At 70.6% G+C, this 12,443-nt stretch carries 8 protein-coding genes; 1 reads left to right on the plus strand and 7 read right to left on the minus strand.

The features are described from left to right. The 4 genes from treY to acs all read right to left on the minus strand — a co-directional run. Window positions 1–2,245: malto-oligosyltrehalose synthase (gene treY / locus ESO86_RS00305; RefSeq protein ID WP_129232907.1), on the minus strand; the 2,245-nt coding region annotated here is incomplete at its 3' end. After that, on the minus strand, window positions 2,242–4,449 hold the full coding sequence (gene glgX, locus ESO86_RS00310; RefSeq protein WP_129232908.1) for a glycogen debranching protein GlgX: 2,208 nt from the start codon (window positions 4,447–4,449) through the stop codon (window positions 2,242–2,244). The genes treY and glgX, both read right to left, overlap by 4 nt. 189 nt (window positions 4,450–4,638) lie before the next feature. Further along, complete coding sequence (locus ESO86_RS00315; RefSeq protein WP_129232909.1) at window positions 4,639–5,094, minus strand: hypothetical protein; 456 nt, start codon at window positions 5,092–5,094, stop codon at window positions 4,639–4,641. Between the two features lie 107 nt (window positions 5,095–5,201). Beyond that, complete coding sequence (acs, locus tag ESO86_RS00320) at window positions 5,202–7,253, minus strand: acetate--CoA ligase (RefSeq protein ID WP_129232910.1); 2,052 nt, start codon at window positions 7,251–7,253, stop codon at window positions 5,202–5,204. Between the two features lie 241 nt (window positions 7,254–7,494). Here acs and ESO86_RS00325 point away from each other — a divergent pair, with 241 nt between their 5' ends. Further along, entirely contained in the window at window positions 7,495–9,183 is a 1,689-nt protein-coding gene (locus ESO86_RS00325) for a serine hydrolase domain-containing protein (protein WP_129232911.1), read from the plus strand. A gap of 287 nt (window positions 9,184–9,470) precedes the next feature. On the opposite strand, the gene ESO86_RS00330 is transcribed toward ESO86_RS00325, so the two are convergent. The 3 genes from ESO86_RS00330 to ESO86_RS00340 form a co-directional block, all read right to left on the minus strand. Next, complete coding sequence (locus tag ESO86_RS00330) at window positions 9,471–9,686, minus strand: hypothetical protein (RefSeq protein ID WP_129232912.1); 216 nt, start codon at window positions 9,684–9,686, stop codon at window positions 9,471–9,473. 248 nt (window positions 9,687–9,934) lie between these two features. After that, window positions 9,935–11,011 carry a hypothetical protein gene (locus ESO86_RS00335; protein ID WP_129232913.1) on the minus strand — a complete coding sequence of 359 codons (1,077 nt, stop codon included), beginning with the start codon at window positions 11,009–11,011 and terminating at the stop codon, window positions 9,935–9,937. Between the two features lie 7 nt (window positions 11,012–11,018). After that, a complete protein-coding gene (locus ESO86_RS00340) occupies window positions 11,019–12,281 on the minus strand; it encodes an ATP/GTP-binding protein (RefSeq protein WP_129232914.1) in 1,263 nt (420 codons plus the stop codon). Between the last annotated feature and the right edge of the window lie 162 nt (window positions 12,282–12,443).

Genomic DNA, 12,443 nt, shown 5'->3' on the forward strand with positions numbered 1-12,443 from the left:
CGGCGAGCCCCACGGGCAGCCGCGTCGCCACGGCGACGACCCCGCCCCGGTCGAACGCGATCGCGTGCCGCGCCGCCTCGCCCGCGACCTCGAGGGGTCGGTACCGCGTGAACCACTCGGGATGCTCCCGACGGGTGCGGAGCGCCCGCGAGGTCACGAGGAGCTTCGCGGCGCCCGTGGCATCCGTCGCCGGGAGCTCGCCGCGCAGCACGGCGTCGTCGAGGTCGGCGAGCATCCGCCGTCGCAGTGCCAGGTCGACGGGCCGCCGGTTGTCGGGATCGACGAGGCTCGTCTCCCAGAGCTCGCTGCCCTGGTACACGTCGGGGACGCCGGGCATCGTGAGCTGCAGGAGCTTCGCCGAGAGCGAGTTCGACCAGCCGGCGGGTGCGAGCCACGCGACGAAGGCGTCGAGCCGTCCGCGGACGGCGGGGTCGTCGTAGGCCCGGTCGATCACCGCGTGCATGCGGGCCTCGAACGCGGCGTCGGGCGCCGTCCAGGTCGTCGACACGGATGCCTCGCGCGCGGCCTTGTCGGCGTAGGCGTGCACCCGTTCGCGCTCGATCGGCCAGGCCCCGACGACCGCCTGCCAGAGGAGCGCGTCGAACGGGCCGTCACCGGTCGACCCGGCGGTCGCCCGGAGCCCGTCGAGCTCGATCGACCACCGCTCGGGGATCTCGGCGAGCGCATCGATGCGCGCCCGGACGTCCTCCCCGCGCTTGGTGTCGTGGGTCGAGAGGGTGGTCATCGAGTGCGGCCAGGCGGCGTGCCGGCGCACCTGCCGGTCGTGGAACCGGTCGACGGAGATCGCGAACTCCGACGGGTCGCCGCCGACCTCGGTGAGCGAGCCGAGACGGGTGTACCGGTAGAACGCCGTGTCCTCGACGCCCTTGGCCATGACCATGCCGCTCGTCTGCTGGAAGCGCACCGCGACCGGGTCGCCGGCGTCGCCGAGCACCGGCAGCAGGGCGTCGATCGTCGCCGCCAGGTCGGGCCGATGCTCGCGCGCGAGGCGGGCGGCCGCCTCGAGGTGATCGGCGCCGGCCGGCAGGTACGACCGGTACACGGGGAAGCAGGCGAGCAGTTCGGCGAGCGCGTCGGCCGCGCCCGCGGGACGTGGTTCGCGGAGCATCCGCTCGAGCCGGAGCACCTCGCTGCGCAGGATCCCGTCGGCGATTCCGCGCTTCGTGCCGTGGATGAGTTCGTGCCAGTCCGTCGGGCCGGGGATGCCGGTCTCGGCCCGCAGCCGGGCGTCGAGCGCGTCGAGCGGGGCCTCCCCGGCGGGATCGACGAGGACGCGGTCGACGTCGGCGAGCGCGTCGTACCCCGTCGTGCCGTCCGTGCGCCAGTGCGACGGCAGCGGCTCGTCGCCCTCGAGGATCTTCTCCACGAGGACATAGGCGCCGTCGGTCGCCCCCGCGAGTCGCCGCAGGTAGGCGCCGGGCTGCGCGAGGCCGTCGGGGTGGTCGACGCGGAGCCCGTCGACGAGGCCCTCGCGGATCCAGCCGACGATGGCCTCGTGCGTCGCGTCGAAGACACCGGGCAGCTCGACGCGGACGCCGGCGAGCTCGTTGACCGCGAAGAATCGGCGGTAGTTCAACTCGGCGTCGGCGCGCTGCCAGTGCACGAGCTCGTAGTGCTGTCGCTCGTGCACCGCGAGCACGTCGTGCGCGTCCGATTCGGCGCCGTCGTCGTCGCCGGCCGAACCGGGCGCGAGCGGGAACCGATGCTCGAAGTACCGCAGCTCGCCGTGCTCGACGCGCAGGTCGCCGGCGGCCGCCGCCTCCTCGAGCGGGCCGCCGAGGACCGGCAGGCGCACCTTGCCGCCGGTGACCTCCCAATCGACGTCGAACGCGTCGGCGTGCGGGGAGTCGGGGCCGAGCTGCAGCAGGCTCCACCACCAGGCGTTCTGCGCGGCGTCCGCCACGCCGACGTGGTTGGGCACGATGTCGACCAGGACGCCGAGGCCGGCGCCGTGCGCGGCATCCGCCACCGCCACGAGGCCAGCCTCGCCGCCGCGCGCCGGGTCGACCCGATCGTGCGCGACGACGTCGTAGCCGTGGTCGGAGCCGCCTCTCGACGGCAGGATCGGCGAGAGGTACAGCCAGTCGACGCCGAGCGCGTCGAGGTAGTCGACGGCGGATGCGGCGTCGTGCAGGTCGAACGACGGGCGGATCTGGAGCCGGTACGTCGACCGCGGTGCCCGAGCCTCCGGCCCGCGCTCCGTCCGCCACCCGGCATCCGTCACTTCCCCGCCTCCGCCTTCGGTGCGGACACCCCGTCCCTCGAGGCCCCGACCATCGCCGAGAGCGACGCGGCGACGGAGTGGTCGACCTCGTCCGGCGACGGGTCGTGCTGGCGGAGGACCACGAGCGAGCGCTGCTCGAGCGGGATCGTCTCACCCGGCTGGATCGGCGCGCTGTCGGCCCGGCTGCCGGCGGTGTCGATGAGCACCTCCCACTCGGGCGAGAACTCGTGCTTGGGGATCGTGAACTCGACCGTGTCGTCATGCGCGTTGAACAGGATGGTGAAGTGCCGGTCGACGATCCGCTCGCCGCGCCGGTCGCGCTCGCGGATGCCCTCGCCGTTCAGGAACACCCCGATCGCCTTGCCGAAGCCGGCATCCCAGTCCTCCGGGGCCATCACGGTGCCGTCCGGCCGGAGCCAGACGATGTCGGGCACCGGGCCGCCCTCCGGCTGCCGCACCGGCCGCCCGTCGAAGAACCGGCTGCGCCGGAACGTCGGGTGCTCCGCGCGGAGCTTGGCGACCGCGGCGGTGAACTCGACGAGCGGCTGGTCGGCGTGCTCCCAGTCGATCCAGCTGAGCTCGCTGTCCTGCGCGTAGACGTTGTTGTTGCCCTGCTGGGTCCGCCCGAGCTCGTCGCCGTGCGACAGCATCGGCACGCCCTGCGAGAGCAGCAGCGTCGCGATGAAGTTGCGCTGCTGGCGGGCCCGGAGGGTGAGGATCTCGGGATCGTCGGTCGGACCCTCGACGCCGAGGTTGGACGAGCGATTGTGGGATTCGCCGTCGCGGTTGTCCTCGCCGTTCGCCTCGTTGTGCTTCTCGTCGTACGACACGAGGTCGCGCAGCGTGAAGCCGTCGTGTGCGGTCACGAAGTTGATGGATGCCACCGGCCGGCGCCCCGAGTGCTCGTACAGGTCGGCCGAGCCCGTGAACCGCGACGCGAACTCGCCGAGCGTCGCCGGCTCGCCGCGCCAGAAGTCGCGGACGGTGTCGCGGTACTGGCCGTTCCACTCGGTCCACTGCGGCGGGAAGTTGCCGACCTGGTAGCCGCCGGGACCGACGTCCCAGGGCTCGGCGATGAGCTTGACCTGGGAGACGACCGGGTCCTGCTGCACGAGCTCGAAGAAGGTCGACAGCTTGTCGACCTCGTAGAACTCGCGAGCGAGCGTCGAGGCGAGGTCGAACCGGAATCCGTCGACGTGCATCTCGAGCACCCAGTAACGGAGTGAGTCCATGATCAACTGCAGCGAGTGCGGGTGGCCGACGTTGAGCGAGTTGCCGGTGCCCGTGTAGTCCATGTAGTACTGCGGGTCGTCGTCGACGAGGCGGTAGTAGGCGGCGTTGTCGATGCCCCGCATCGAGAGCGTCGGCCCCATGTGGTTGCCCTCGGCCGTGTGGTTGTAGACCACGTCGAGGATCACCTCGATGCCCGCCGTGTGGAGGGCCTTCACCATGGCCTTGAACTCCTGCACCTGCTCGCCGCGCTGGCCCGTCGAGGCGTAGGCGTTGTGCGGGGCGAAGAACGCGATGGTGTTGTAGCCCCAGTAGTTCGACAGGCCCTTCTCCTGCAGGGTCCCGTCGTTGACGAACTGGTGCACCGGCATGAGCTCGATCGCAGTCACGCCGAGCTTCACCAGGTGGTCGATGACCGCCGGATGGCCGATTCCCGCGTAGGTGCCGCGGATCTCGTCGGGCACGCCGGGCAGGGTCTGCGTGAGTCCCTTCACGTGCGCCTCGTAGATGAAGGTCGAGGCGTACGGAGTGCGCGGGTGCCGGTCGCCCGTCCAGTCGAAGAACGGGTTCGTGACCACGCCGAGCATCATGCTCTTCGCGGAGTCGGCGTCGTTGCGCTTCTCCGGCTTGCCGAACTCGTAGCCGAAGAGCGACTGGTTCCACTTCAGCTCGCCGTCGACCGCCTTCGCGTACGGGTCGAGCAGCAGCTTCTTCGGGTTGCAGCGCTGGCCGCGCTTCGGATCGTTCGGCCCGTGGACCCGGTAGCCGTAGCGCTGCCCGGGCTGCACCTGCGGCAGGTAGGCGTGCCAGATGTACGCGTCGACGTCGATGAGCTCGACGCGCTTCTCGCGCCGCCGGTTGTCGAACAGGCAGAGCTCGACCTTCTCGGCGACCTCGCTGAACAGCGCGAAGTTCGTGCCGTTCCCGTCGAACGTCGCGCCGAGCGGGTACGTGGAGCCGGGCCAACTGTGCATGCATCCCCCAACGGTGAGCCTCCGGCCATCGTAGGGTGCCGGATGTTCCGCGCCCGCATCCGATGACGCCGCCGCCTTCCCCCTTGACCTCCCGCTCGCCGCTCGGGCGGGGTCGCTCGACGGGACGCGGACGGCCGGGGCGCGACCTCGTCGCGCCCCGGCCGTCCTGCATCCCGCTCCGGCTGATCCCTACTCGGACTCGGTCTCGGAGCCGGTGTCGCAGGACGCGGACACCGCGCCCGACGCCTCCTGCACCGCGGCCTGCTGCGAGGCGAGCTCGTCAGGGTCCTGCTCGATCGTCATCGCCGACGGGTCCTCCTCGGAGGGCACCTCGGCGAGGCCGTTGGCGTACGTCGACACCTCGTTGAGCGCGGTCTGGAACCCGCCGAGCGAGTCGATCAGCTCGTCGCTGTCACCGGCCTCCTCGATGAGCGCGTCGGTCCGCTCTGAGGCCTCGCCCAGGTAGTCCTGGAGCCCCTCGAGCGAGGCCGGCGCCGCGAGGTTGTTCTGGACGCCATTCGAGATGTCGCGCACCTGCGCGGCGATCGACGAACAGCTCTCCTCACCGGTCGCGGCGGTGTCGCCGCCGCCGGACGCGCAACCCGTCAGCGCGAGCGCACCGGCGAAGACCAGTGCTGCGGGCATCGTGAAACGTCGCATTCTGCAACTCCCCCTGTTTCGTGTGGAACAGGGGGAGCATAGTCCCCCGCGGCGACATCCCTCCACCTGCCGGGGCGCGCGCCCGGTACGGCTCAGTACCCGATCAGCTCGCCGATCCGGGCCGGCACCGTGGCGTCCTGCAGGGAGGTCGTGTCCCCCAGTCGACGCCCCTCGGCGAGGTCGACGAGCAGGCGCCGCATGATCTTCCCCGACCGGGTCTTCGGCAGGTCGGGGACGAAGTGGATGTCGCGGGGCCTCGCGATCGGCCCGATCGCCGCGGCGACGTGCGCCCGGAGTGCGGACGCGCGCGCCGCGGCATCCGCACTGCCGTCGCTTCGCCCGACCACGCCGTCGCTGACGACGAACGCGGCGACCGCCTCGCCGGTGCGGGCATCGCCCACGCCCACGACGCCGGCCTCGGTAACGTCGGGGTGCCCGACGAGCGCCGACTCGATCTCGATCGTCGAGAGGCGGTGCCCGGAGACGTTGATCACGTCGTCGACCCTCCCGAGCAGCCAGATGTCGCCGTCGGCGTCGACGCGAGCGCCGTCGCCCGAGAAGAAGTACCCGCGGTCCGCGAAGCGCGCCCAGTACGAGTCGCGGTAGCGCTCGGGGTCGCCCCAGACCGTGCGCGCCATGCCCGGCCAGGTTCCGTCGATCACGAGGTAGCCGCCCTCGCCGCGAGCGACGTCCTCGCCGCGCTCGTCGACGACTCGCGTCGCGAGCCCCGGCAGGGCGCGCAGCGCCGAGCCGGGCTTGAGGTGCGAGATCCCCGGCAGGGGAGCCATGACCGCCCCGCCCGTCTCGGACTGCCACCACGTGTCGACGATCGGGGCCGTGCCGCCGCCGACCTCGCGGCGGAACCACTCCCAGGCGGCCGGGTTGATCGCCTCGCCCACCGACCCGAGCAACCGGATGCTGGATCGGTCGTGGTCCCCCGGCACGCCGCCCGGGAACCAGCCCATGAACGACCGGATCAGCGTGGGCGCCGTGTAGTACGTGGTGACGCCGTAGCGCTCGATGATCTCGAAGTGCCGGCCGGGGTGCGGCGTGTTCGGCGTGCCCTCGAAGATCACGCTCGTCACGCCGTTCGCGAGCGGGCCGTAGAGCACGTAGCTGTGCGCCGTGACCCACGCCAGGTCGGCCGTGCACCAGTACACGTCGTCGGGCTTCGCGTCGAACACCGAGCGGAACGTGCTCGCGACGTGCGTGAGGTAGCCGCCCGTCGTGTGGACGAGGCCCTTCGGGCGGCCCGTCGTGCCCGAGGTGTAGATGATGAACAGCGGCGTCTCGGCGTCGAACGCCTCGGCCTCGTGATGGGCGGATGCCGCGTCGACCGCGTCGTGCCACCAGACGTCGCGCCCCGCGGTCCACGGGATCCCGGGCGTCTCGTCGCCCGTCCGTCGCACGACGAGCACGTGCTCGACGTGCTCGAGGCCGTCGACGGCCTCGTCGACCGCGGACTTGACGGCCACCGCCTCGCCGCGCCGGAACTGGCCGTCGCTCGTGACGACGACCTTCGCCCCGGTGTCCGCGACGCGGAACCGCAGCGCCTCGGCCGAGAACCCGCCGAACACGAGGGAGTGGACGGCACCGAGACGCGCCACCGCGAGCGTCGCGACGACCGTCTCGACGAGCACCGGGAGGTAGAGCACCACGCGGTCGCCCTTCCCCACGCCGAGGGTCGCCAGCGCGTTCGCCGCCCGCGCGACCTCGCGCTCGAGTTCGCCGTAGGTCACCGTGCGCCGATCGCCGCGCTCGCCCTCGAAGTGGAACGCGACCTTCTCTGCGTGCCCTGCCGCGACGTGGCGGTCGACGCAGTTCACCGCGGCGTTGAGCCGGCCGCCCGCGAACCAGGTCGCCTCGGGGATCACCTGCCCCGCGGCATCCGTCGGCCGCCACTCGTGCGTCGTGTGCCACGGCGTTGCCCAGTCGAGGCGCTCGGCCTCGCGCGCCCAGAAGGCGATCGGGTCGCGACGGCCCGCCTCGACGAATGCGTCGTCGACGTTGGCCTGCGCGGCGAACTCGGGATGCGGCGGGACGGCGGCAGCCTCCGCCGCGAGCGTCGTGATCGCGGGGGTGCGGCGATCGACCGCGACGGCGGCGGTCTCGTCAGTCGCGGTCGAAGGTGCGGGATGCGTCATGCGGGCGGCTCCACGGATCGGTGCACGGACCCGTTCGACGCTATCCGGCGCGGTGCGTGCCGCCCTGCGGCCGCGTCCCACGGCGTAACAGCGACGGCATCGGGGAACCCCGGCGTTGCCCGCACCTGCGGGCGAGTGGGACAATGGGGTGTCGCCATACTCCGCGATCGGTGGCGAGATGTTCGGACGTCGTGAGGGCAGGATCGCCGCAGCCCCGCTCGTATTCGGTTCGGCTGGGTTGGTGATCATCCTCGCGCTCTGGGTCCGTGTCCCCTCGGACCGTCCGGATCAGTCGACGGAGCTGTTCCCGCCCGGTATGGCCTCGACCTCGGCCGCCGAGTTCGCCGAGCGCTTCCTCGACGTGCGGACCGCGCACGACCTCGATGCCGCGCGATCCTTCCTCGCCGACCGCGTCCGCGTGCTGCCGATGGCCGACAACGAGCACGACACGGAGACCGTCGGAGGCTGGTCCCCGATCCTGGATCGCGACCACGCGCTCCTGGCCCTCGAGGCCGAGGAGGCGTTCGACCTGCGGTACGAACCGGCGGCGTGCGGCGCAGTCGGCACGAGCGGGCGCGTCTCCTGCTCGGTCGAGCTCGACTCCCGGCTCCGCCGTCTCGAGGGTCTGGCTCCGCGCCGCACATCGCTCGTCTTCGAGGTGCACGCGGGCACCATCGACGCGATGGGCCTGCCGTACGCCGACATCTGGTTCGACCCGGGCGGCATCTACCCGGGCGAGTTCGAGGGGTTCATGGGGTGGCTCGCGTTCCCCTCCGCGACGGCGTTCCCCGACCCGAACGAGCGGTTCGAGTCGCTCTTCGACACCGGTGGCCAGGAATGGATCATGCGGCTCGAGCCCGACGCGGTCGACCTGCTCGCCACATCGCTGGACGAGTACGAGCGCTTCGCGACCGCGGTCCGGGAGGACTTGGACTCAGCGCTCGATGGGTTGGTCTCGGCCCATCCCGGGGGCGTCTCGATCGTGACCCGCCGCGGCGGCGTGACGGCCGCCTGGACCGCCGGTGACGCGAACGGCGCAGGGGACCCGATCACGACCGACACGCGGTTCCGGATCGCGAGCCTCACCAAGACCTTCGTCGCGACCGTGGTCCTCCAGCTCGCCGACGAGAGGTCGCTCGACCTCGACGCGCCACTGTCCCGGTACCTTCCGGACACCACCGTGGGCGGTGACATTGCGATCCGGGCACTGCTCGGGCACCGGAGCGGACTTCCCGATTACACGGAGTCGCCCGAGTACCTGCCGGAGACCCGCGGCGACCGATCGCGCTGGTTCTCGTCCTCCGAGATCCTCGACCTCGTGGCCGACATGCCCGCCCACGCGCCGGGCGCGACCTCGTACTCGAACACCAACTACGTCCTGCTCGGTCGGCTCATCGAGCGGCTCGAGCACTCAGACCTCGCCTCCGCCCTTCGACGCCGGATCATCGACCCGCTCGGCCTCTCGGCGACCCGACTCGAGCATCCGAGCGACCCGCAGGACCCGGAGCTCGCGGGCGCGTGGACGTCGCCGGGCCCCGGCGACCTCGAGCTCCGCGGCGACCCGGCCGACCCGCACGACTCCATCGCCTCCGTCGCGTGGGCCGCCGGCGGGATGACCAGCACGCCCGCGGACCTCGCGACGTTCCTGCACGCGCTGGTCTCCGGCGAGCTCGTCTCGCCCGACGCGTTCGCGGAGATGCTCCCGGACCGGGACGAGGGGGTCGGGCTCGGCCTGTTCATCGCCGACCTCGGCGCGTGGGGACGTGCGGGCGGATCGGGTGCGCCTGTCGTCGGGAACGCGGGGTGGATCGACGGCTATCGCTCGATGATGGCGATCGATCCCGCGACCGGGGACGCGGTCATCGTGCTCGCGAACGCCGACGCGATCGACCCCGCCGCATTCGTGCGCTGGGTCACGGTCGGGCGCTGAGTCGAGACACGACCACTGCACGACGCGAACGCCCCGCCTCCCGTTGCGGGATGCGGGGCGGAATCATTCATGGAGCGGAGACGGCGGGATTTGAACCCGGTGGCCATGGCGACGGCCTCCGCGTGATGGTCGCGATTCCCTGAAATCCCGCTCATTTCGAAGTCTGGTTGATCACATCAGACGGACGCCGATCGGAGCTAGTTGTGTCCAAACGGTGTCCACGTCCACTCGGACTCGACGTCGACAAGCTTGCCCGAGCATCGCTCAGCACCGCCGCGGGGTAGGCATCACGTCGTGTGGCAGGCTGGCGCACAGTACGCGCAGCCGTTCACGTCGCTATAGAGACGTCTTGCAGCGGCCACCGCCTCGCTGCAGCTGCCGTGATAACCAAGATCGATCTGGTTCTCCGGATTGGGCAAGCAACCGAGCCGGGAAGCACGATCGTGCACCTCGTGATCGCCCGAGATCGACTGTGCATTTCTGTTGACGAGGTAGTAGGGCATAACGAATCCGTTCGGGTCGAAGCGGGAATGTCTCCGAGAGACACTATGACCGCGATAGGAACGGCCGTGCCCCTCAAATGGGGGATATCGTCTCGCGTCCCCCAACCCTCGGGTCCGCGCTCAAGCTAGCTCGCGGGAGCACGAGCACACCGCATCCACGACAGTACGCGTGGCCGCGATTCCGCATGCACCGTGTCCCACAGTTCGGACAGTCAGGTTCCGTTGCGGCGATCAGGGATTCGAGTTCCTCAGTACACATTCGCCACCCCGGTGAGAAGTGAGCCAGGAGCGTTAGCGAGGTCGACGTGCAGGTGGTTGCAGCTGTCGTCGAACTCGTCGAGATTGCGAAACGCGATCGTACTACCTACGGCGGCTCGACACTGCGCCTGACCGACGCGGGCCCCGGCAGGCATGGCGGGGTCGAGCATCGAGATGAGGCGTACGGAGTATGAGTCGGCACCAGTGAGCGCATGTCCGTCGAGCGAGTAGAAGTCGACGGCGTGGCCACCGCCTTTCGTCCAGTGTGAGGAGTTGGTGCCGGCGCCGAGGAGTGAGCCGGTGCAGTGTCGGTTGAGGTCGCTGATGCCGACGGCGTCGAAGGTGCGGACGGCCAGGACGATGACCTGCAGGGTGCCGATCTCGATGCCGCATCCGGGCACGTTGCGGCCTACGGCGATGTCGGTAATCTGCTCGAGGTAGCGAGGCTCGAGCGCACGGAGCCGGCCGGCCTCGACGGCCGCGGCGAGTTCCTGTGCGAGCGTCGTCGCGTCACCGTCGATGCCGCAGGCGCCGGCGCTGGATGTGCTGGTGAGCGCGTTGACGACTTCGACGGCGGCTGAGTAGTAGGGCGTGTAGTGGTCGGGGTCTTGGTTGATCTGCACGGTGTGCGCGGCGAGTGACGGGTCCATGGTGTCCCAGCTGCGGATCTGGACGAGCCGGGTTAGGAACGCGGTGGCGGCCGTCTCGGGGTTCAGGCGGTCGGCGCGCGGGCCGTAGGACTCGCCTTGTTGGAAGACGCCGATGGTGGTGTTGTCGACATGGTCACCGTGGTCGAGATTGCGGAGCGAGCTCTCCCCCATCGCGGTCATCACCGCGATCGTGGCCGCGCGGGGCGGCAGGCCGAGCTTCGCGGCCGAGTTCATGATCATCGCGGCGATGCCGAGCTGGGTCACGTCGTAGCCGGCGACCGGGCCGACTTGTTCGGCGGTGGTGGGGTTGATGGTGCCGCCGCCGCAGCTGGCGGTAGCGGTGTTGAGCATGAACGAACCCCCGAGGAGGGTGCCGAAGATGATCGCGCCGGCGATGCCGATGTTCCGGGCTCGCATCCGCTGGTCACCGGTTCCGCTCGGTGGGGGCGGCGAGAGCTTCGTCGGTGTTGGTGACGTCGATTTCCCAGTTGGAGCGGATGTGTTGGACGTGGGTTTCGGGGTGGGCGCCGTACTTGAAGACGTAGTGACCGTCGCGGAGGCGGGTGATCTGGTCGGTGGTGTCGGGGTCGAATCCGAAGGTGTCGGTGCACCAGGCGGCGTCTTCGGGTCGGCCTTGCCGGAACACGTGGATGCTTTGGGCTTCTTGGATGATCGTGACACCGGGTGAGTCGCGCGGGATGTCAGTGCCTTTGTGCATGACGAACACGTTCGCGATGCCGAGGCCGCGGGAAAGCTTCTGGTTCGCCTTGATCAGGCGTGCAGAGGGCCCGCCAATCATGTGCCAGCCCTCTTCGTAGACGACGGTGGTGGCCCATCCGCGGTCGGCGCGGAGCCGGCCGAGCATCCACATGTTCCCGATCGCCATCACGACCGGGACCGCGGGTCCGTCGTCGGGGAGTTGGGAGATGTCGAACCAGGTGAGCTTCCCGGTCAGGTCGACGCAGGTGGACGTTTCCCCGTCGAGCAGGCCGGCGTACTCGTCGAGGAGTCCATTCAGGGTCCATCTCACCGCGAGGCCGGCGTGGTGGAGCGCGTCCTTCGCGGTGGGTGAGAGGTCCCGGTACTGGTCGTCGTCGATGACGCCCAGGTTCGGGACCACGTCGGCGAGGGTCGGCGCCCGGCCATCCTCGAACGTCGCGAGGGTGCGGCGGAGGGCGGCGCGGAGTGCTTCGAGCTCGGCACCGTCGAGATGCTGGTCGTCGCGGGCGAGGCGGGTGATTGTCGCGAGGAGCCGGGCTTGGCCGCGGATGCCGGTGCCGCGGGCGATGACCGGGTCGAGGAGGTTGAGCCGGGTGCCGGTGCCGTCTGCGGTGAACCTGATGGGTTCGGTGCCGTACCGGCGGACCACTCCCGAGTATTCGCCTTCGCCGGCTTGGTCCTTCTTGTCGAACACGACCGCCCGCCGGCCGGTGAGGACGAGGGGTCGGAGCACGCAGACGGTCTTGACGAAGCTGGATTTGCCGGCGCCGACGTCGCCCATGACGACGGTGTTCGGGCTGGACACCTCCCGAGGTTGCGCGTTGTACGCGGTGACTGGGTCGTGCGTGACCGAGGTCCGGGAAAGCACGTCACGCCCGTTGACGACTCCCTTGGTGCCGGTGGGCGGTCCGATGAGGGCGGTGTTGAGGATCTCCGCCTGCCGGGTCGATGTCGGCGCACCGACCACGGAGGGCGCGTAGTGGCCGCGGGTGGCGGCACGGTGATTGATTCGCAGAGATGCGCCGGGTCGTTCCCACGGGACGAGCTCGGTGGTGTGCGCCGCCTGCTCGGCGGGCGTCGTCTCGGGTGGTGGGGCGAATGCGCGGAGGACGGGGAGGGACCAGATCCG

Source organism: Agromyces binzhouensis (genome assembly GCF_004135055.1).
In the GTDB taxonomy this organism is placed as follows: Bacteria; Actinomycetota; Actinomycetes; order Actinomycetales; family Microbacteriaceae; genus Agromyces; species Agromyces binzhouensis.

Coding starts and splice junctions, on each gene's coding strand:
- glgX (WP_129232908.1), bottom strand. CDS start 4,449: ATGCACAGTTGGCCCGGCTCCACGTACCCGCTCGGCGCGACGTTCGAC.
- ESO86_RS00315 (WP_129232909.1), bottom strand. CDS start 5,094: ATGCCCGCAGCACTGGTCTTCGCCGGTGCGCTCGCGCTGACGGGTTGC.
- acs (WP_129232910.1), bottom strand. CDS start 7,253: ATGACGCATCCCGCACCTTCGACCGCGACTGACGAGACCGCCGCCGTC.
- ESO86_RS00330 (WP_129232912.1), bottom strand. CDS start 9,686: ATGCCCTACTACCTCGTCAACAGAAATGCACAGTCGATCTCGGGCGAT.
- ESO86_RS00335 (WP_129232913.1), bottom strand. CDS start 11,011: ATGCGAGCCCGGAACATCGGCATCGCCGGCGCGATCATCTTCGGCACC.